A 21,564-nucleotide genomic window follows, 5' to 3' on the forward strand; every position below is an offset into this window, starting at 1 on the left:
CCGTGTCTGCAACGCCCCCCTCAACGTCCGATGCGCTGTCCAGCTTGATGGCGCCCAGTGCCGATGGTGCGCGCTACGCACTCTACAGCCCCACGGCGATGCCCAATGCCGGCGGCTTCCTGTGGAACCGCCGCATGATGGTGCAGCTGACCTGCCGCGGTTATGCCACCGGACAGTTCATGCAGCCGGAGCCATCGAAATACGCGCATGCGCCAATGCTGGAAGCGCGCAACTTCATGATGCCGGAGCAGCCGTACTACGCGCATCACCCCGGTCGGTTCTTTTATCTCAAGGACGAAGACACCGGCGCGTTGTATTCGGTGCCGCACGAGCCGGTGCGCGCGCAGCCGCAAGCGTTCGAGTTCTCTGCCGGCAAGCACGATGTGCGCTGGCGGGTGCGCCATGACGACATCGTGGTGGAATTGTGCGTTTCCCTCCCCACCGACGATGCGGTGGAGCTGTGGGAATGTCGTGTGCACAACGGGTCCGGTCGCGGGCGCAGGCTGAGCCTGTATGCGTATTTCCCGGTCGGCTACATGTCGTGGATGCATCAATCCGGCGGGTACGAGCCGGCCTTGGGCGGGATCGTCTGCCGGAGCGTGGCGCCGTATCAAAAGGTGGACGATTACTTCCGCCAGCGCGATTTCAAGGATTGCACCTTTCTGCTGCACGAGCAGACGCCGGTGGCCTGGGACGCGCAGCAGATGGCATTCGAAGGCGAGGGTGGTTTGCACGCGCCATCGGCCGTGCAGGCCGAGCAGCTGGGCAACCACGAGGCGCATTACGAAACGCCAGCCGCCGCGTTGCAATACCGGCTGACCCTGGAGGCCGATGCGGCCAGCGTGTATCGCTTCGCATTCGGGCCGGCCAAGGACGATGCCGAAATTGCCGCGCTGCGTGCGCGCTATCTCTCGGAAGAAGGATTTGCTGCGGCCGCGCGCGACTACGCGCAGTACCTGCAGGCCGGCAATGGCTGCGTGCAGATCACAACACCCGATGCGGCGCTGGACAATCTGGTCAACCACTGGTTGCCGCGTCAGGTGTTCTATCACGGCGACGTCAATCGCCTGACCACCGATCCGCAGACGCGCAATTATCTGCAGGACCATATGGGCATGGCCTACCTGCAGCCTGCCACCGCACGCGCAGCGCTGTTGCATGCCTTGTCGCAGCAGGAGCCCAGCGGCGCAATGCCGGACGGCATCCTGTTGGTGGAAGGCGCCGAGCTCAAATACATCAACCAGGTGCCGCATACCGATCACTGCGTGTGGTTGCCGATCTTCCTCAGCGCATATCTGGCCGAAACCGGCGATACCAGCATCCTGGACGCGCGCGTGGAAACCCATGACGGGCAGCGCCTGAGCGTGGCCGAGCGCCTGGATGCAGCGATGCAATGGCTGCTGGATGCGCGCGATGCACGTGGGTTGAGCTTCATTGCGCAGGGCGACTGGTGCGACCCGATGAACATGGTCGGCTGGCGCGGCAGGGGCGTGTCCGGCTGGCTCACCGTGGCCACTGCGTATGCAGTGCGCCTGTGGTCGGAGATCTGCACCGCGCAAGGGCGCAGCGCACAGGCGCAGGCATTCGGTGAGGCGGTTGCCGTCATCAACGCCGATGCCAACCGTGAGCTGTGGGACGGCAACTGGTACGCGCGCGGCATCACCGACGACGGGGTGCGCTTCGGCATCGCCGACGATGTGGAGGGGCGCATCTATCTCAATCCGCAGAGTTTCGCGCTGCTGGCCGGCACTGCCGATGCGCAGCAACGTGCGGCGCTGCTGGAGGCGGTACGCGAGCAGCTGCACACACCGTATGGCCCGGTGATGCTGGCGCCGGCGTACACGCACATGCGCGACGACGTGGGCCGGCTGACCCAGAAGTGGCCGGGCGCGGCGGAAAACGGTGCGGTGTACAACCACGCGGCGGCATTCTATCTGTACAGCCTGTACCAGATTGGCGAGGCCGACCGCGCCTGGGAGATCCTGCGCGCCCTGCTGCCAGGGCCGACACGCGAGGATGTGCTGCAACGCGGCCACCTGCCGGTGTCGCTGCCCAATTACTACCGTGGCGCGTGGCATCAATACCCGCGTACGGCGGGGCGTTCGAGCCAGCTGTTCAACACCGGCACGGTGGCGTGGGTGTATCGCTGCGTGCTGGAAGGCCTGTTCGGGCTGGTGGGCGAGGGCGACGCGCTGGCGATCCGTCCGCAGCTGCCCTCGCATTGGCCGCAGGCGCGTGCGAGGCGCCAGTTCCGCGGCGCGGACTTCGACCTCACGCTGACGCGCGAGCCGGGCCGCACCGCGATGGAGGTGCTGGTGGATGGCGAGCTCTGTCCGGAGCAGCGCATCGGCAACATCGCACGCGGGAAGGTGTATCGGGTCCAGGTAAGGCTGCCCGGTTGATGGCGGGTCGCTCGCCGTGTCAGCAGTGGCGGCGGCAATGGGTGGCTGAAGCAGCGCGAGCGCGCTTGCGACGCCCTCCTGCTGGCTCGCATCAGCGCGTCGGCGCTGGCCCCAGATAGGACGCAGGCACCGGCACGGTGCTCAGCACGAGCTTCTCCAGGACGATGTTGTCGTCGATCCTGAAGACCTTGATCGTGTGCCGACCCTTCGCCAGCGCGCCCATCTGCGCCGAGACGAACACCGCATTGTCCCGTACCGCGGTTGCCCAGGCTTTTTCGGCGGGCGTGTTCTGCGCCCCGCCGGTCGGGTGCAGCTCCCAGTTGACGGTGGTCACCGGACCGTCGTCGATGGAGACGCCGAGGCGCAGCGGCCCGCGGTTGGACGTCTCCAGTGTGGGCGCAAGATACAGGCCGAGCGTTGCAGGGCCCGGCGTGGTGACCACCACGTCGTACTCCACTGCGACACGGTCTTCGGCCGTGGTGGCAGGCTGCCCCTGTGGCAGCGCGACCAGGGCGCCCTGGGTGCGTCCCAGCGCGGGGATCGCCCTCCATTGCAGCCCCTTGTTGGCGATGACCCGCGAGAACATGGGCGCTTCGAGCGAGAGTACCCCTGGCGTTTGCGGGGCAGGCGGCGCGAACGCGATGGAGCGTGCGATCCGGTCGGGCGGCGTATCGCCGCCAACGCGGCTGATCGAGGGCATGGACTGCTGGGTGGGGTCGTTCCAGATCACATAGCTCATGTGGACCTGATTCATCATGCCGTCCCATTTGCCGCCGTTGATCGCGTGGTAGCGCTGTGTCAGTGCCCTATCGCGCTCGAAGGTGGTTTCGACCATGTCGGCGAAGTAATTGGCACGTGCATCGTTGCGTGCGGCCAGGCGCTTGTTCCATGCGGCCGCGTAATAGAGCTGGTAGAGATTGGAGACGGCCGCGATTGGGTATTCGACCAGCTGGTAATAGGCGTCTTGCTGGTCGGCGGGCAAACTCGCCTTGACGCCGAGCATGCGCTGCTCAAGCGCCTGCCATTGCGCAACGATGGCGCCGAACTCGCCGCCATCCAGCTTGGCCGGCGCACCTTCGCCCAGGGCGAAGCTGTCCTGATCGACCAGTTCCGGCTTTCTCCTTGCAACCAGCATGCTGTAGCGGGTGATCAGCTCTCCGATGCGTGCGGCATGCGCCGCGTCGAACGATTCCTGCGCCCACTGCTGCGGATGCGCCGCAAGTGCGCCGGGCGTCATCGCTTCCGGATTCCAGGCCATCTTCAGGAAAAAACTCAGTGGATATTCCATCGGCTTGATATCGCCGACGTTGACCACCCACAGTTGCCGTGCGCCGCGCTGATAGGCCAGATCCATCTGCTGCCAGATCTTTTCGATCTGATTGGTATTGATCCATTTGTAGTTGCGCGGCACGCCCACATAATCGAAGTGGTAGTACACGCCATACCCGCCGGCGCGCTGCAGGTCGGTGACCGGAAGGCGGCGGATCTGGCCCCAGTTGTCGTCGGAAAACAGCAGCGTGACATCGTCGGGCACCTGCATTCCGTGGTCGTAGTAGTCCTGCACTTCCTTGTAGAGCGCCCAGACCTGCGGCGTTTGCGCGGCCGGTGCCTTCGTCACATCGGCGATGATGGCGCGCTGGTCGGCCACAACCTTTTCCAGCAAATGGCTGGCCGTACTCTCGGCCATCGGTTCGTCGCCATCGCCGCGCATGCCGACGGTCACCAGGCTGTCGTAGCGTTGGCCACCGCCCTTGGACATCATCCGCGCAATGCCGCCCTGCCAGAAGGCGCGCAGGTTGGCGGCATTGCTGGTGTAGTCCCAGGCGCCGCCGCTGTTGGGAATGCTCTTGAGGTGCCACTCCTTCTGCGCACGCATCATCGGCTCATGATGGGAGGTGCCCATGACGATGCCCATCTGATCGGCCAGCACCATGTTGTCGGGATCATCGACATTGAATGCCTTGCCCCACATCGCCGGCCACAGATAGTTGGCCTTCATGCGCAGGCCCAGCTCGAAGACATGCGCGTACATCTTCGCATTGACGCCACCGAATTTCTTCGTCGCCCAGCCCTTCAAGGCAGGGTCTTCGTCGTTGATGAAGAATCCGCGGTAGCGCACCTTCGGCGCATCGGACACGCTGCCGCGGGTGACGAACAGGTTGGATCGATGCGCCGTCGCGACGTCGGCGAACCAGTACCACGGCGACACGCCAATCTTCTCCGAGACATCGTAGGTACCGAATACCGCGCCACGGCGATCGGCGCCGACGATGACGAGCGCCCGATCGATCTGCGGCGTGGGGCGATCGACGACAATTTGCGTGTACGCCTCCCAGCGCTGCAGCAAGGCGCGCCTGTCGATTTTCCCGGCGGCGATGAGCACATCGATGATCGGACTCTGGCCGAGCGTGCCAACGATCACGGCCGTTCCGCGAACGCTTGCCAGATCGGTGCCCACGCCACTGGTGCGGCCGGCAACCCGTTGCAGGTCGGCTGCGAAATTGCCGGCCGCCGATCGCACCGCGGAATCGGCCGAGGCATCGACCACGACCGTGGCAGGTACCTCCGAGCGGATCAGTGCAAACGCACCGGCGCTGTCGCGTTCGCACACCGACACTGGCGTGGTACAGGCCCAGGCACCGTCGGCAGCGAAAAGGCCGGCCGCGATGATCAGCAGGAATCGCATGCCCGACGGCGCAATTGACGAGATCTGGCTTCTTGCTTGAACGGACATGGGCTCTCCCACACATGCGGTGCTGGTTTCTGGATGGGTGCGACACGCGTATCGACGGCACTGCCAAGCGGCGGGCGCGGCCGATGCACCACCGGTATGCGCCGCGCCTGCACGAGAGGGCGCGTTCCATCGCGTTGTGATGAACGCGCATCGCGATACGGTGACTGCCGTCGCTGCACTGCAGCAGTCATCGGATCACGCGGTGGCGCAAGATGGCGTTGCGTGGCGGGCATTGCTGTCATGCAAGACGACATCGAGCAACGAAGGGCTTTGGCACATCGTCCGATTCGAGGTGGTCAGACAGTATGTCGTGTTAGCGCTAACATCAAGCCGGCTGGCAAGCGCGGCTGCGGGGTGGAGGTCTCACTTCCCTGCGCAGGCAGTGTCTCTCGCGGCCCTGTTTTCGCCGATCGCGGCGATGGCGGCGGCGCGGTTCAACCGTGCTGGCATGCGTGAGCAGGCCATGGGGGCCGCACCGGTGGCGGCAAACCAACTACAGACATGCCCGCAGTCGGCGCGGGCATGTCTGCGCGTCTGCGATGCCAATGCCCGGCAGAGGCGGCGTCAGCGCTTTCCACCACGGCCTTGAGCAGCCCGGCAGGGCGAGCGCGCATGCCGATGCAAACCGCACGGCAGGCCCCGCCCGGCCCGGCTGCCGCGCTTGTAACGCCAATGTGCGCGACTGCGTAAACTCCACCGCTGGCGCTGCGCCACGTCGGAGGACATGTTGGTCTCGAACTGGATCCTGCTGTTGGTGTCCCTTGGTTACGCGGCGCTGCTGTTCGGGGTGGCGTGGTGGGGCGACCGCCGTCCGCTCTATCCGGAGCGGCCGTGGCTGCGGCCGGCGGTCTACAGCCTGGCGCTGGCGGTGTATTGCTCGTCGTGGACCTTCTACGGCGCGGTCGGCTCGGCGGTGCGCAATGGCATCGGCTACCTGCCGATCTATCTGGGCCCGCTGCTGTTGCTGCTGTTCGGCTGGCGCATCATCGAGCGCCTGGCACTGATCGCGCGCGCCGAAAACACCGTCTCCATCGCCGATTTCATCTCCTCGCGCTACGGCCGTTCGCGCCGGCTGGCCGCGTTGGTGGCGGTGATCGCGCTGATCGGCATCGTTCCGTATCTGGCCCTGCAATACAAAGCGGTGGCGATGAGCCTGGAAGTGTTGACCGGGCATAGCAGCGCCGGGCGCGGCATCTTCGCCGACCCGGCGTTGTATGTGGCATTGCTGATGGCCTTGTTCGCCACCTTGTTCGGCACCCGCCAGGTGGATGCCACCGAACACCACCGCGGCATGATGCTGGCGATCGCGCTGGAGTCGGTGATCAAGCTGGTCGCCATCGTGGCGGTGGGGCTGTTCGCGTGGCTGTGGTTGAGCGAGCACCAACTGCATATCGCCGATTCGGCGCGCACGCTGTTCGAGCACACGCCGTCGGTGGGCTTCATTTCGCAGACACTGCTGAGTTTTCTGGCCGTGATCTGCCTGCCGCGCCAGTTTCATGTGGCGGTGGTCGAATGCAGCGACGTTGGCGATATCCGCCGGGCGCGTTGGTTCTTCGGCGCCTATCTGGTGATCATCTCGGCGATGGTGGTGCCGATCGCCTCGGCCGGCATCGCACTGTTCGGCAAGGGCAGTGCGGTGGTGGACGATGCGGTGGTGCTGGCATTGCCGCTCAGCCAGGGCAATACGGTGCTGGCGCTGGTGGCGTATGTGGGCGGGTTTTCGGCGGCCACCGGCATGGTGATCGTGGCCAGCATCGCGCTGGCCACCATGGTCAGCAACGACCTGGTGATGCCGGTGCTGCTGCGTCGCCGCGGCAGCGCCGATGCGCGCGCGGCGGTGGCCTCGCGCGTGTTGTGGATCCGACGTGTTGCCATCCTGCTGCTGGCGCTCATTGCCTACGGATATCACCGCAGCGTCGCCAACGACACCACGTTGGCTGCGTACGGGCTGATGGCATTTGCCGCAGTGGCGCAGTTCGCGCCCGGTGTGATCGGCGGGCTGTATTGGCGTGGTGCCAGCCGCAAGGGCGTGGAGACCGGCATGGCGCTCGGCTTCATGACCTGGATCTACACGCTGCTGCTGCCGGCGGCCACGCGCGCCGGCTGGCTACAGACGGACTGGCTGGTGGACGGGCCGTTCGGCATCGCCTGGCTGCAGCCGCAGCAGCTGTTCGGCATGCGCGGCTGGGACCCGCTGGCGCATGGCACGTTCTGGTCGCTGCTGATCAACGTGGGCGCGATGATGCTGGTCTCCGCGCGCTGGCGTCCCGGCGTGGACGAGCGGCTGCGTGCAGCGCCGTTCCTGGACCCGTACGCGCAGCGCCCGGCGGTGGCCGGCGACTGGCCGGGGCATGTGCGCGTGGCCGATCTGCAGGCGCTGGCCGAGCGTGTGGTGGGCGAACGGCACGCGCATCGCGCTTTCGTCGACCAGGCCTCGCTGCTGGAACGCGAGCTGCAGCCCACCGTGGTGGCCGACCGCGCCTGGGTGCAGTTCACCGAACGCCTGCTCGCCGCCTCCATCGGCGCCGCCTCCGCGCGCCTGGTGCTGACCAGCCTGTTGCGCGGTTCGGGCATGGAACTGGGCGAAGTGGTGGCGGTGCTGGACGAAGCCGGCCAGGAGCTGCGCTTCAATCGCGAGATTTTGTCCACCACGCTGGAAAACATCAGCGCCGCGGTCAGCGTGGTCGACCCGGACATGCGCTTGACCGCCTGGAACCGGCGTTATCAGCAGTTGTTCGGCTATCCCGATGGCATGTTGTATGTGGGCCGGCCGGTGGCCGATCTGATCCGCTACAACGCCGAGCGCGGCGAACTGGGCGAGGGCGATATCGAAGACCAGATCGATCGGCGTATCCGGCATATGCGCGCCGGCTCGCCGCATGTGTTCGAACGCACCCGCAGCGACGGCAAGGTGATCGAGATGCGCGGCCAGGCGCTGCCGGGCGGTGGCTACGTCACCAGCTACAACGACATCACCGACTACAAGCGCGCCGAACGCGCGTTGCTGGACGCCAACGAAAATCTGGAGCAGCGCGTCGCCGATCGTTCGCGCGAAGCCGAGCTGGCGCAACAATCCAAGACCCGCTTTCTGGCGGCGATCAGCCACGACGTGTTGCAGCCGCTCAACGCCGCGCGTCTGTTCGCCTCGGCCTTGCGCGAGAGCCATCAGAACAACGAAGAGCAACGGCATCTGGCCGAACGCGTGGACGCCTCGCTGCGTGCGGCCGAAGAACTGCTGGACGGCCTGCTCGACGTCTCGCGCCTGGATGCCGGCGGGTTGCGTCCCACGGTCGAGGATTTCGACGCCAGCGCGCTGATGCACGAGCTGGCCGCGCAATACGCGCCGGTGGCGGCCAGCCGCGGTCTTCAGCTACAGGTTCATGTGCGCGCGATCTGGGTGCGCAGCGACCGCCGTCTGCTGCGCCGGGTGATGCAGAACTTCCTGGCCAATGCGCTGCGCTACACGCGTCAGGGCCGCATCGTGCTGGGCATGCGCGGGCGCGGGCAGCAGGTGGAGCTGCAGGTGTGGGACACCGGCCCGGGCATTCCCGAACACCACATGCGGCAGATCTTCGAAGAATTTCGCCGCTATCAGCAGCCCTTCGATTGGGGCGAGCAGGGTCTGGGGTTGGGTCTGTCGATTTGCCAACGCATCTCGCGCCTGCTCGATCACGACCTGAGCGCGCGCAGCCAGGTCGGCCGCGGCAGCATGTTCTCGATCCTGTTGCCGCGTGTGGCGCCGGTTCCGGTGGCACCGCTGTTGCCGGTGACGGCTGCACGTGCATCGCGCAGTGGCGATTCGCTGGCCGGCCTGCGCGTGCTGTGCGTGGATAACGACCGCGAAATTCTCGATGGCATGCGCGCGCTGCTCGGCCGCTGGCAGGTGGAGGTGATCACCGCCAGCACCGTGGACCAGGCACTGGAACGTGCGCGCGAACAGCCGGACCTGATGCTGGTGGATTACCACTTGCACGACCGCATGGATGGCCTGGACACGCTCGATGCGGTGCAGGCCGCCGCACCCGCACCGATCGCCGGCGCCTTGCTCACCGCCGATGGCCGCGACGAACTCAAGCAGCTTGCGCGCGAACGCGGTTATCGGCTGCTGACCAAGCCGGTGAAGCCGGCCTCGCTGCGCGCGTTCCTGAGCGCGCATCACGATGCAAAGACACGCTGACAGGTGCACCTGTGCATCGCGACATGCGGGGATGCACGCCGCAGCGATCACGCATTCCATGATGCCGATCGCGTGCGGTTCGCACGCCCACGCAGCGTAGGAGCGCACCCGGGCGCGATGGCGGCTTTACCAAGAAAACCCGCCGCGCCCAGGTGCGCTCCTACGGCTACGCCGCACCGCCCAGGTGCTCGTAAAGAATCACGCTGCCGACGATCACCAGGATCAATCCACCCAGGATTTCGGCGCGCTTGCCGATCAGATTGCCGAGCGCGCGGCCCAGCATCACGCCGGCAGTGACCATGCTGAAGGTGCACAGGCCCACCACCACCGCCACCACGCCGATGTGCACATCCAGAAACGCCAGGCTGACGCCGACCGCCATCGCATCGATGCTGGTGGCAAAACCCGTCGTGGCCAAGCCCAGCAAGCCGTGCCGTTTCGGCGTGTCGGAGGCTGCATCGTCGGCATCCTCCGGCCCGTTGCGCAGGCCGGCCACGATCATGTGCGTGCCCAATGCGCCCAGCAGCACGAAGGCGATCCAGTGATCGTAGGCAGACACATAACTGGATGCGGCACGGCCCAGCAGCCAGCCGATCACCGGGGTGATGGCTTCGATGCAGCCGAAGATCAGGCCGGCGCGTAGCGCGTCGCGCCACTGCGGCTTGCGCATCGCCGCGCCCTTGCCGATCGCCGCGGCAAACGCATCGGTCGACATCGCAAAACCGATCAACACAATGGAAAAAGGAGACATCGACACTCTCGGGTTGGGCACGGTCACAACGACATGCGCCCGCGCCAACCGTCGTCGTGCACGCATGCCGTTGGTCTCGCCAAACCGAAACTGGTTGCCTGCACCACGGCGCACTGGCCGAGTATGTTGATGCAGGCGCTTTCGATGACGAAAGCAGGCTACTCCCCAAGGGGCGCGCAGTGTATCAACGCATTGCCGCGTTCGGTGCGTTTGCACTGCACGCGAAGGTCGGTCTGATCTTTATAGCCGTGGCTATGCGGGCGCCGTGCGTGCTGCCTGCCCGCTTCTTCAAGCTGCCCAATACGGGGTGTATTCCTTTACATCGCAGGCATCGACGTGCGGCGCGCAGTGGCAGGCAACAGGCGATGCGGCGTCGCGCAGGAGTGTGCCGCCTGGAAACGCGCGGGTAGGCGATGGCGCGCATGCGCCGGTCGCGCACGTCGCTAATGCAGCGCGCTGGAAATCTCGGCGGTTGCCGCGCACAGGGCCTGCAACGCCGCTTGCGGACTCACCAGCGCAGGGCGCCGTTCGATGAAGGGCACCGTGAGCGTGTAGGTGGCGCTGCCGCGCTGCAGGATCGGTGCAGTCAGATCGACCACGCCCACCACCGCTTCGCTGGGCTGCATGGCATAGCCATCGCGGCGCGCCTGCGCGGCGGCGGCCAGGAACTGCGCGCGCTCGAATGGCACGTCGCTGGCCTCGAGCATGTCCAGCCAGCGCGCCTGCACCTCCGGCTGCTGGAACGCGAACAGCACCAGTCCGGAGCTGGAATGCGTCAACGGGCGACGATGCCCCGGGCGTACCACCAGGCCCAGGTCGCTGGGCACGTCCATTTGCGCGATCACCACGATCTGGTCGCCGGATGGCGCGACCAGGTGGCACGGCTGATAGATCGTATCGGACAAGCGCCGCATCACCGGCAAAGCGGCTTCGCTGATGCTTTGCACCTGCGGCTGCTGCATGCCGAGCATGAACAGGCGGTTGGTCAGCACGTAGTCGCCCTCGCCATCGCGCGTGAGGTAACCGCGTTCTTCCAGCACCTGCAGCATGCGAAAGATTTCCCCGCGCGAACGCCCGATACCCTGCGAGATCGCCCCCATGCTCATCGGCTGCGCCTGACGGGCGAGCAATTCCAGGATGTCCAGCCCCTTGTCCAGGGCGGGTGCGCGGTACTTGGCGGGTTCGGTGCTCATCCGTTTGCGGGTCCATGCAAGGTGCGGCGCGCCAGGGTACAGGCATCGCAGGCACGGCGGCGGTGGAGGTCTCTTGGTGCAAATATAAACAAAGATTTTATATTTGCATGGCGCTGGCCTGCGCAGTACGCTCGCTCGATTGCAACGCAAGCGCCACAGCCTTGGGAGGGGAACGGTCGCATGCATCACAGTGACATTGCCGCGTCGCCGCGCGGCAACCTGGCGCGCACCGCCATGGTTCCCCTGTTGTTGATCGTCAGCCTGTTCTTTCTATGGGGCATGGCCAACAACCTCAACGACATCCTGATCAAGCAGTTCAAGAAGGCGTTCGAACTGACCGACCTGCAGGCCGGGCTGGTGCAAAGCGCGTTCTACATGGGCTATTTCGTGTTTGCGATGCCGGCGGCGATGTTCATGCGCCGGCACAGCTACAAGGCCGCGGTGGTGCTGGGCCTGCTGCTGTACGCCTGCGGCGCCTTCCTGTTCTATCCGGCCGCGCAGGTGCACACCTACTGGCTGTTCCTGCTGGCGCTGTTTGTGATCGCCAGCGGCCTGGCGTTCCTGGAAACCACGGCCAACCCGCTGGTGACCGTCCTCGGTCCGGCCGATGGCGCGGCGCGGCGCTTGAACCTTGCGCAGGCGTTCAACCCGCTGGGCTCGATTACCGGCGTGCTGGTCGGCCAGCACTTCATCTTCTCCGGCGTGGAGCACACCCCGGCCGAACTGGCCGCGATGGCGCCGGCCGCGCGCGAGGCGTTCTTCGCCACTGAATCGGCGGCCGTGCAGATGCCATACCTGATCATCGGTGCGGTGGTGGTGCTGTGGGCGATCCTGATCGCGCTGGTGCGTTTTCCCAGCGGCGCGGCGGACGCAGACACCGGCGGTGCGCCCAGGCGCGCACGCTTCAGCGAACCGCTGCGACCTATCTGACCATCTCGCTGGTGCTGTTCATGGCCGGCCGCTTCATCGGCACCGCGCTGTTGCGTTACCTGGCGCCTGCCAAGCTGTTGGCGAGTTTTGCCGTGATCAATCTGATCTTGTGCGCGGTGGCCATCGCACTACCCGGGTGGATCGGGTTGTATGCGCTGGTGGCGGCGAGCGTGTTCATGTCGGTGATGTTCCCGACCATTTTTGCGCTGGGCCTGGACGGCATGCACGACGATGCACGCAAGCTGGGCTCGTCCATGCTGGTGATGTCCATCATCGGCGGTGCCTTGCTCACGGCGGTGATGGGCGCGGTGTCGGACATGGCCGGCATCCACTGGGCGATGGTGGTGCCGGGTGCGTGCTTTGCGGTGATTTTGTCGTTCGCATTGCGCGCCCGCCGCGCGGCGCCCGTCGTTGCAGGAGCCTGAGCATGCCGCGTCTTTGTTATGTGCTGGATCTACACGACGATGCGGCGCTGATGGCCGAATACGAGCGCTGGCATCAGCCCACCGAGGTATGGCCGGAAGTGGTGGCCTCCCTGCAGCAGGCCGGCATTCTGGAATTGGAGATCTTTCGCAGCGGCGATCGGCTGGTGATGCTGATGCAGGTGCGCGAGGACTACGATCCGGCCGCCAAGGCGGCGCGCGATGCAGCCGACCCGCGCATTCAGGCGTGGGAGCAGTTGATGTGGCGGTTTCAGAAGCCGCTGCCTGGCAGTGTCCCAGGCGAGAAATGGCGGCAGGCCGGGCGGATCTTTGCGCTGAGTGAGGCGATCGACGCGCAGCGCTAGGCCGCGCCCTCATCCGCCCTGCGGGCACCTTCTCCCGCAGGCGGGAGAAGGACGTGATCTGGCACAGGCCGGAGAGGTGCGTGGTTCGGTTTGGCTCGGGCGTGGTGGGATGGACCCTCCGGCCGGGCATCTGCAGTGCGCTGTGGCCAGCGGTTGGCGTTGCGCGACCTCGTAGACCTATGACCCCGCTATCCCGGGCGACCGACGACTTCCTTCTCCCGCGCGCGGGAGAAGGTGCCCGAAGGGCGGATGAGGGAACGCGGACTCAGGTCTTGGCGCTGGCCGCCAGATCCTCCACCCAGAACCGCCCGCACGGATAGCTGAACTCCGCAATCGAGGCGGCGTGCATTTCTGCGGAGAAACCAGCGGCTTCCGGGGCGAGATAGCGGCCGTGGCGGATGCGCACCGGATCCAGGAAGTGCTGGTGCAGATGGTCGACGAATTCGATCGCGCGGTCTTCCATCTTGCCGGTGATGGCCACGAAATCGGCCATCGCCAGATGCTGCACCAACTCGCATAGACCGACGCCGCCAGCGTGCGGGAATACGCGCACGTTGAACTTGGCGGCCAGCAGCAGGATGGCGAGATTTTCGTTGACCCCGCCCACGCGCGCGGCATCGATCTGGATCAGGTCCACCGCACCGGCCTGCAGCAACTGCTTGAACACCACCCGGTTCTGCGTGTGTTCGCCCGTGGAGACCGGCACCGGAGCGATGCCCTGACGGATGGCGGCATGGCCGAGCACGTCGTCCGGGCTGGTGGGTTCTTCGATCCAGGCGATGTCGAATTCGGCCAGCTGGCGCATCCAGTCGATCGCCGGGCCCACATCCCAGCGCTGATTGGCATCGACTGCCATGGCGATGTCCGGGCCAATGGCTGCGCGCGCGAGGCGGCAGCGACGAACGTCGTCGCGCACGTTGGCGCCGACCTTGAGCTTGATGGTGCGGAAGCCGTCGGCCACCGCTTCCTTGGCCAGCCGCACCAGCTTCTCGTCCGAGTAGCCGAGCCAGCCGGGCGAGGTGGTGTAGGCGGGGTAGCCTTGCTCGATCAGCGTGGCGATGCGTTGCGCGCGCTGCGGCTGCGCAGCGCGCAGGATCGCCAGCGCCTCGTCGCGGGTGAGCGCGTCGGTGAGGTAGCGGAAGTCGATGGTGTCGACCAACTGCTCGGGCGTGAGTTCGGCGATGAAGCGCCACAGCGGCTTTTTCGCAACGCGTGCAGCCAGATCCCACGCGGCGTTGATCACCGCGCCGATGGCCATGTGCATCACGCCCTTCTTCGGGCCGAGCCAGCGCAGCTGCGAGTCGTTGGTGAGCCGGCGCGCGAATGCGCCCAGATCGGCGATGACATCTTCTACGCGCAGGCCGACCACATGCTCGGCCAGTGCCGCCACCGCAGCGGTCTGCACGTCGTTGCCGCGGCCGATGGTGAAAACCAGGCCGTAACCGGCCAGGTCATCGGCCGCATCGGTGCGCAGCACGACGTAGGCCGCCGAGTAATCGGGATCGGGATTCATCGCATCCGACCCATCCAGCTCACGCGAGGTGGGGAAGCGGACGTCGTGGGTATCGAGGGCGACGATGGTGCTCATGAAAGTCCTGGCGATGGAAGGCGGGAAATAAAACGGATGAAATAAAAATGCTGGAATTAAGCGATGACGAAAGACGACCACGGGGAGCTGCGCTGAAGCCCCTCTCCCGAGGGGAGAGGGGCTTCAGGTTGCGTCATGCGGAAAATAGCCACTCGCGTTAAGCGCAATGTTGCTCGTACGACGATCAAGGTCTTCGCCAGCAAACATCCTCAACCCGCATCGCGCGGATGCGCCACGACCGGCTGACGCTGACGACCCAGGCCTTCGATCTCCAGTTCCATCACATCGCCCGGTTTGAGGTAGACCGGCGGCTTCTGGCCCAGGCCCACGCCCGGTGGAGTGCCGGTGCTGATCACATCGCCCGGCATCAGCGTCATGTAGCGGCTGATGTGGCTGACCAGCTCGGCCACGCCGAACACCATCGTGCGCGTGCTGCCGTTCTGGTAGCGGTGGCCGTTGACCTCCAGCCACATCGACAGGTTCTGCGGGTCGGCGATTTCGTCGCGGGTGACCAGCCACGGGCCGATCGGACCGAACGTGTCCGCGCTCTTGCCCTTGACCCACTGGCCGCCATGTTCGAGCTGGAATTCGCGCTCGGACAGGTCGTTGATCACGGCGTAGCCAGCCACATGATTCAGCGCTTGGTCCACCGAGACATCGCGCGCCACATCGCCGATCACCACGCCCAGCTCCACTTCCCAGTCGCTCTTCACCGACCCGCGCGGGATGATCACCGTGTCATTGGGGCCGCACACCGCCGTGGTGGCCTTCATGAAAAGAATCGGCATCTTGGGCACTTCCATGCCCGATTCGGCGGCGTGGTCGGCGTAGTTCAAGCCAACGCAGATGAATTTACCGATGCGGCCCACCGCAGCGCCGTAACGCACCTCGCCTTCGATCAACGGCAGCGTGGCCACATCCAGTGCGCGCAGTTTTTCCAGGCCGGCGGCGGTGATGTGTTCGCCTGCCACATCGTCGATCACACCGCTGAGGTCGCGGATGCGGCCTTGGCTATCGATCAGGCCGGGGCGTTCGTGGCCTTCGGCGCCAATGCGTACGAGTTTCATGCGGTCTTCCTTTGCAGATGAGAAGGGGAGCGGCTAGCAAACCTAGCGCGCATGCATCGGGTGGGTAAGGACGGTGTGCTCATCTCGACGCGGGCACATGCGACAGATCGCAGCACGCGTTGCCGCACTCAGTTGGACCAGCCGCCATCGATGATGTGGGTCTGGCCGGTGGTGAAGGAGGATTCGTCCGAAGCCAGGTACATCACCAGCTGCGCAATCTCGCCTGGGTCGCCCAGGCGGCCCATCGGCTGGCGGTCGGTGAAGCTCTTCCACACCGCCTGTTCGTCGCCGCCCAGGGCCTTGACGCGCTCGCCCAGCGACGGCGTCTTGATGGTGCCCGGGCAGATCGCGTTGCAACGCACGCCCTGCGCCACGTAGTCGGCCGCGATCGCCTTGCTCAGGCCGATCACCGCGGCCTTGGTCACGCCGTAGACGAAGCGGTTCGGCACGCCCTTGATGCTGGAAGCCACCGAGGACATGTTGATGATGCTGCCGCGGCCGCGTTCGAGCATGCCCGGCAACACCGCCTTGCAGGTGTAGTACATCGCATCGACGTTGATCGAGAACGAGCGGCGCCACGCCGGCTCGTCGCAGTCGAGAATGCTGCCCTGATGCACGAAGCCGGCGCAGTTGAACAACACATCGAACGGGCCGTGTGCGGCGATCAACGCGTTGATCGCGGCAGCATCGGTGACGTCGAGCAGTTGGGTGGTGATGGCATCGGATTCGGCGGCCAGTGCCTGCAAGGCCCCGGCGTCGATGTCGGTGGCGATCACCTGTGCACCGGCGCGTGCGCAGGCCAGCGCACTTTCGCGACCGATGCCGGCGCCGGCGGCGGTGATCAGGCAACGCTTGCCCTGCAGGCGGTTATTGGAAGTGGTGGGAATCGAGACAGTCATACCGATGAAGTTCCGTGGGTGGGGGCCGCCGGCCGTGGCAGACGATAGAACGTGCGTGCGTTGTCGCCGAAGATGGCTGCCGCGTGCTCGGCGGCATGCCGGGTGACGAGTTGCTGGGCGAGCGCGAACCACTGCGCGTAATCGGCGCGCAGGCTCAGCACCGGCCAATCGCTGCCCCATAGCAGCCGCTGCGCGCCGAAGCGGGCGAACAGGTGCGCCACATACGGCTCCAGCGCGTCGATGCCAGCGCCGCGCGCGGCTTCGGTCAGCAGCCCGGAGAGTTTGCAATACACGTTGGGATGCTGGGCCAGGGCAGCCATGCCGGCGGCCCAGGCAACGAATTCGCCCGCCGCAATCTGCGGTTTGCCGCCGTGATCGACCACCACGCGCAATGCCGGATGGCGCTTCAAGCGCGCCTGCAGTGCCGGGACGTGCACGGCGCGGATCAATGCATCGAAGGCCAGGTCATGCGTCAGCAGCGCATCGAAGGCGGCATCCAATGCGGGGCTGGCCAGCCAGTGCACGTCGGCGATGTCCTGCACCATCGGGCGCAGGCCCTTGAGTACGCCGCCGCCGGCGCGCACCAGTGCGCCGATGCGTGCAGCGGCATCGGGCGCAGCGAAGTCCACCCAGCCCACCACGCCGGCAATGCGCGCATCGTCGCGGGCCAGCTCGAACAGGTAGCAGGTCTCCGCCTCGGTGGCGGCCGCCTGCACCACCACCACGTGATCGACAGCGGCCGCGTCCAGCGCAGCGCTGACGTCGTCGGGGCCGAAGTCGCGGTACAGCGGCGCCAGCTCGGGCGTCAGCCAGTGGTAATCGCCACGGGCCAAGTGCCAGAAATGCAGGTGCGCGTCGACCCGGCTCATGGCGTGGGCAACTCCGCAGCGAGCAGACCCTCATCGCGCAGGCGTTGCCACAGTGCCGATGGCACCGGGGCCGCAAGCCGCGTGGCAGCCGATCGCACTTCGGCCACGGTGCGCATGCCGGCCACCACCGTGGTCACTGCCGGGTGCGCCAGCGGGAACTGCAATGCGGCCGCACCGATATCCACCCCGAACGCCGCGCAGGCCGCGTACAGCCGCTGCGCATGCTGCAGCGTGGCGGTGTCGACCGGGGCGTAGTTATAGGTGGCGCCGGGGCCGCGTGCGTCGCTGAGCAGGCCGGAACTGTATGGGCCGGCCGACAGGATCGCCACATTGCGTTGCTGCGCCTGCTGCAGCAGCGCGCGCGCGCCGTGCTGTTCCAGCAGGGTGTAGCGGCCGGCCAGCATCACGCAGTCGAGCGGAAAGCGCGGCAGCACCTCCAGTGCCACGTCCTGCTCGTTGACGCCCAGCCCGATCGCCCCGCAGGCACCGGCCGCCTTCAGCTCCGCCATCGCCGGCAAGGCCTCCTCCAAGGCCTGGCGCAGGACGTTGGCGTGGTTGTCGCCGTGAGTCAGCGCACCGATGTCGTGCAGCAGCACGTCGATGTAGTCGGTGCCCAGGCGTTCCAGGCTGGAGGCGAACGCGCGCCGCACGCCGTCGGCGCTGTAGTCGAACTCGGCACGCCGCCCGGCCACCGCAAAACCATCGCGGCCGGCAGCGGCGTGGGCGTCGTCGTAGATGCAACGGCCAACCTTGGTCGACAACGTATAGTCCGCGCGCGGCACGCCGGCCAGCCCACGACCCAGGCGCGCTTCGCTCAGCCCGTAGCCGTAATAAGGCGCGGTATCGAAATGACGAATGCCGGCCTCGAACGCGCCTGCGACCGCTGCCAGTGCGTCCGCTTCATCCACTTCCGTATACAGGTTGCCGATCGGGGCAGCACCCAAGCCCAGTGCAGAAAGTTGCACGTCGGTGCCTCCCAGACGCTGCCGCGCCACGCCGCTCATGCGCACCGCTCCGCGAGCAGGACGCCAGCGCGGGTGGTTGGAGAATCCGTAGAACAGAAGCTGAGCATTGCAACGTCCACCATCCGGTAGGTGCCGGACTGTTCGCATATGAATATGGCAATCATCAATGAACAGATCACGCTGCAGTGCAGCATCGCCGTGGTCTGGGCGTGCGCATGGTCGTTTAGGTCGGGAGCGCTATGTCGGATGTCGCAGATGGCATGACCAGTTCCTATACCGCCCTGCCTGCGGTTGCGGCATGAAAGCCGGTGCGGCTAGATAGCTGCCTTCCTCGACGAAGCTGATGCATGGCAGACACGACACGGCGGGATTTGTTCAAGGGGCTGGCGGCCGGTGCACTGGTCGCGCCGCTGGCGGCGGCCCAGGCGTCGGCGACGCAGCGCGCAGGCACGCCGCAGTGGGCGCGCGGTGTGGAGGGGCAGCGCAAGGCGGATCTGGGCAACGGCACGTATCTCAATCCCATCGTGGCCGGCGATCACCCCGACCCCACCATCCTCAAGGATGGCGACGACTACTACATGACGTTTTCGTCGTTCTTCTCCTACCCGGGCATCGTGCTGTGGCATTCCACCGATCTGATCAACTGGACCCCGATCGGCCCGGCGCTGCATCAGGGGCTGGGCACGATCTGGGCGCTGGACCTGTGCAAGCACAACGACCGGTACTACATCTACATCCCGGCCAATCCGGACGACACCGGCTGGTCGATCTTCGTGATCTGGGCCGACGACATCCGCGGGCCGTGGAGCGCACCGATCGATCTGAAGATCGCCGGCTGCATCGATCCCGGTCACGTGGTCGGCGAAGACGGCAAGCGCTATCTGTTCGTCAACGGCATCCGCAAGATACGCCTGCGCGATGACGGCCTGGCCACCGACGGGCAGCTGGAACCGGCCTATGCGCCGTGGCGCTATCCCGACCACTGGGTCGTGGAGAATTTCGCGCCCGAAGGCCCCAAGCTGACCTGGCACGGTGGTTGGCTGTACCTGGTCACCGCCGTTGGCGGCACTGCCGGGCCGGTGACCGGGCACATGGTCATCGCCGCGCGTTCGCGCTCGGTGCACGGGCCGTGGGAGCATTGCCCGCGCAATCCGCTGGTGCGCACCCAATCGGACCAGGAGCCGTGGTGGTCGCGCGGGCATGCCACGCTGGTGGAAGGGCCGCGCGGCGACTGGTGGATGGTCTATCACGGCTACGAAAACGGCTTTCGCACGCTGGGGCGGCAGACCTTGCTGGAGCCCATCGAGTGGACGGCCGACGGCTGGTTTCGCGCCACTGGCGGCGATCTGTCCAAACCATTACGCACCCCGGCACGCGTGCCTGCCGGCAGCATGGCGCCGGCGACGGGGTTGGCGTTGTCCGACGATTTCTCCAGCGACAGGTTCGGTACCCAATGGAGCCTGCATGCGCCCAGGCCCGGCGAACAGGCGCGGGTGCGGCGCGCGAACAAGGCACTGACGCTGGCCTGTGCGGGCAGCTCGCCGATCGACAGTACGCCACTGACCTGCGGCGTGCCCGACCGCGCCTACATGGCAGAGGTGACGCTGGAACTGGTCGGCAATGCCGAAGGCGGCATCGTGTTGTTCTATAACCATAAGGCCTTCGTCGGCATCGGCTTCACTGCCGACACCATGAAAACCTACGAATACTCCGAGGAACTGGTGTGGGCACGCGCACCAAATACGCATCGGCGCATTCGCGTGCGGCTGACCAACGATCACCAGATCGTAGGGTTCGAGTATTCGGTCGATGCAGGCCAGCAGTGGACGCGGCACCCCACCCGCATGGAAGTGTCCGGATTCCATCACAACGTGTTCGGCGGTTTTTTGAGCCTGCAATTGGGCGTGTATGCCGCGCAGCAAGGCGAGGTGGTCTTGCGCGATTTCCGCTATCGCGCGCTGACGTAAGGACGCGGCGCGCCACGCAGCGCTGCAGTCAAACGGCGAGGCCCGGGGGGACCTCGCCGTCAAGCGTAACAGCGACCACCGACATCGCGCACCGCGTCAGCGGGTGCGGACGGCGCGAAGAATCGGAACGTGTACGTGCTACATGCCGATTCCGTACGCCTGCCTGCTGCATCCGATGGCGACGCAGTCGCTCCATCGATCGCAGTTAACCGCAGCAGTAGCAGACGTTGCCCTGGCCCAGGTCGCCGCCGAACTCCGGACACTCGGCTTTGCAGGCCCATGCACTACACGATTCGACTTTCGGCTGTGCGTTGTCGACCGCCATCACCTGGAAGGCGCCGAACCCGGTGCTGGCCAAAAAGGTCGCTGCCATCAACGCGCTACGCAAGCTTACCCAACGCTTCTTCATGCATTACTCCTTCACTGTTGCAAAAGCCGCTGGCGCGTCCGTGCGGCGCAAGGCGGCAACGAGGTCCTGCACCCGCTCCGTGGTATCGAAAACGCCAAGATGCGAATGACGCACGCGCCCCTCCCCATCGATGGCCATCAGCAGCGGCACGTTGCGTGCGCGGAACAGCATCAACGCGCGACGATCGGTCAACGTGACCACCGGGAAATCGAAACCGTGCACATGTGCGTAGCGCGCGGCCTGCGCGGCATCGCAATGGCCCACGCCCAACAGCTGCGGCCGGCCGGGAAGGTTGGCCTGCAGCTCCCGCGCCGCACGCAGCACGGTCGGTGCCGAGCGCTGGCAGTACGGGCAGGTAGTGGTGAAAAAGAACAGCACCTGCGCCGGCCCATGCGGCGCACCGAGCAGGTGCCGCCGGCCGTCGCCATCGGTCACTTCGATACGCGGCACGTACATGCCGTCATACGGCGCGCTGATGCGCGTCTGCAGCCACTGCTGCTGCACGCGCAGCTGCCGGTTCTGCCACGCCAGCACCGCAATCAATGCACAGGCCACCAGCAGGCCCATCCAGAGCCAGGGGAAACGTCGCGCCATGCCAGCTCCAAAGCGTCCTTGGTGCTCGAGCCTTGCCCAGGCATCAGCTCATGGTCAATGGTGATATCGACAATTGCGATGTCGCACGGGATGCGGTTGTGGATGCGATCACGCCCTCGCGCTTGGGCTTGTCACTGACGCGTGGTGTCGCGATTGGCATTTGCGCAATCAGCGTATCGTGGGAGCGTGCATGCAGCATCAGCGTGGATGCACAAGCGCACGCAGGGATGGG

Annotated in this window: 15 protein-coding genes, 1 pseudogene and 1 riboswitch; of the genes and pseudogenes, 5 read left to right on the plus strand and 11 right to left on the minus strand. The window is 66.0% G+C overall.

Annotation, left to right across the window (positions count from 1 at the left end):
* Positions 1–2: 2 nt before the first annotated feature.
* The gene (locus J7367_RS16805) at positions 3–2,402 is read left to right on the plus strand and encodes an NdvB protein (RefSeq protein WP_057659246.1); all 2,400 of its coding nucleotides are present in this window, start codon (positions 3–5) and stop codon (positions 2,400–2,402) included.
* Between the two features lie 91 nt (positions 2,403–2,493).
* Here J7367_RS16805 and J7367_RS16810 read toward each other — a convergent pair whose 3' ends face one another.
* Positions 2,494–5,136 carry a glycosyl hydrolase 115 family protein gene (locus J7367_RS16810; protein WP_057659244.1) on the minus strand — a complete coding sequence of 881 codons (2,643 nt, stop codon included), beginning with the start codon at positions 5,134–5,136 and terminating at the stop codon, positions 2,494–2,496.
* A gap of 724 nt (positions 5,137–5,860) precedes the next feature.
* Between J7367_RS16810 and J7367_RS16815 the strand changes: the two genes are divergently transcribed.
* Positions 5,861–9,313: a PAS domain-containing hybrid sensor histidine kinase/response regulator gene (locus J7367_RS16815; RefSeq protein ID WP_176214956.1), complete on the plus strand. Its 3,453-nt coding sequence runs from the start codon at positions 5,861–5,863 to the stop codon at positions 9,311–9,313.
* A 166-nt stretch (positions 9,314–9,479) separates the two neighbouring features.
* Here J7367_RS16815 and J7367_RS16820 read toward each other — a convergent pair whose 3' ends face one another.
* Positions 9,480–10,064 carry a manganese efflux pump MntP family protein gene (locus tag J7367_RS16820; protein ID WP_057659275.1) on the minus strand — a complete coding sequence of 195 codons (585 nt, stop codon included), beginning with the start codon at positions 10,062–10,064 and terminating at the stop codon, positions 9,480–9,482.
* A 12-nt stretch (positions 10,065–10,076) separates the two neighbouring features.
* Positions 10,077–10,237: riboswitch (yybP-ykoY riboswitch) on the minus strand.
* A 270-nt stretch (positions 10,238–10,507) separates the two neighbouring features.
* Positions 10,508–11,257 (minus strand): helix-turn-helix domain-containing protein, encoded by a 750-nt coding sequence (locus J7367_RS16825; RefSeq protein WP_022560352.1) that lies wholly within the window; start codon positions 11,255–11,257, stop codon positions 10,508–10,510.
* Between the two features lie 180 nt (positions 11,258–11,437).
* On the opposite strand from J7367_RS16825, the pseudogene J7367_RS16830 reads away from it, so the two are divergent.
* Positions 11,438–12,612, plus strand: a pseudogene (locus J7367_RS16830) (sugar MFS transporter).
* Positions 12,613–12,614: 2 nt separating this feature from the next.
* Positions 12,615–12,974 (plus strand): L-fucose mutarotase, encoded by a 360-nt coding sequence (locus tag J7367_RS16835; protein ID WP_057659242.1) that lies wholly within the window; start codon positions 12,615–12,617, stop codon positions 12,972–12,974.
* A gap of 265 nt (positions 12,975–13,239) precedes the next feature.
* Here the strand turns inward: J7367_RS16835 and J7367_RS16840 are convergent, their stop codons facing one another.
* From J7367_RS16840 to J7367_RS16865, 6 genes are all read right to left on the minus strand, one after another.
* Positions 13,240–14,562 (minus strand): L-fuconate dehydratase, encoded by a 1,323-nt coding sequence (locus J7367_RS16840; protein WP_057659240.1) that lies wholly within the window; start codon positions 14,560–14,562, stop codon positions 13,240–13,242.
* Positions 14,563–14,771: 209 nt separating this feature from the next.
* Entirely contained in the window at positions 14,772–15,629 is an 858-nt protein-coding gene (locus J7367_RS16845; protein ID WP_007966483.1) for a fumarylacetoacetate hydrolase family protein, read from the minus strand.
* Between the two features lie 128 nt (positions 15,630–15,757).
* Entirely contained in the window at positions 15,758–16,528 is a 771-nt protein-coding gene (locus J7367_RS16850) for an SDR family oxidoreductase (RefSeq protein ID WP_057659238.1), read from the minus strand.
* Positions 16,525–17,397, minus strand: a complete 873-nt coding sequence (locus tag J7367_RS16855; protein ID WP_022560348.1) for an amidohydrolase family protein — start codon at positions 17,395–17,397, stop codon at positions 16,525–16,527. The genes J7367_RS16850 and J7367_RS16855 overlap by 4 nt, the downstream gene beginning before the upstream one ends.
* A complete protein-coding gene (locus J7367_RS16860; protein ID WP_057659236.1) occupies positions 17,394–18,401 on the minus strand; it encodes an aldo/keto reductase in 1,008 nt (335 codons plus the stop codon). Before J7367_RS16860 ends, J7367_RS16855 begins: the two co-directional genes overlap by 4 nt.
* Positions 18,398–18,619, minus strand: coding sequence for a hypothetical protein (locus J7367_RS16865; RefSeq protein WP_057659234.1), 222 nt, complete (start codon positions 18,617–18,619; stop codon positions 18,398–18,400). Before J7367_RS16865 ends, J7367_RS16860 begins: the two co-directional genes overlap by 4 nt.
* Before the next feature lie 90 nt (positions 18,620–18,709).
* On the opposite strand from J7367_RS16865, the gene J7367_RS16870 reads away from it, so the two are divergent.
* Positions 18,710–20,329 (plus strand): family 43 glycosylhydrolase, encoded by a 1,620-nt coding sequence (locus J7367_RS16870; protein ID WP_057659233.1) that lies wholly within the window; start codon positions 18,710–18,712, stop codon positions 20,327–20,329.
* A gap of 205 nt (positions 20,330–20,534) precedes the next feature.
* Here J7367_RS16870 and J7367_RS16875 read toward each other — a convergent pair whose 3' ends face one another.
* Positions 20,535–20,738, minus strand: a complete 204-nt coding sequence (locus tag J7367_RS16875) for a hypothetical protein (RefSeq protein WP_005922076.1) — start codon at positions 20,736–20,738, stop codon at positions 20,535–20,537.
* A gap of 3 nt (positions 20,739–20,741) precedes the next feature.
* Positions 20,742–21,305, minus strand: coding sequence for a TlpA disulfide reductase family protein (locus J7367_RS16880; protein ID WP_176214957.1), 564 nt, complete (start codon positions 21,303–21,305; stop codon positions 20,742–20,744).
* Positions 21,306–21,564: the final 259 nt, after the last annotated feature.

This window comes from Xanthomonas sp. D-36-1, assembly GCF_017746155.1.
Taxonomy (GTDB): Bacteria; Pseudomonadota; Gammaproteobacteria; order Xanthomonadales; family Xanthomonadaceae; genus Xanthomonas; species Xanthomonas cissicola.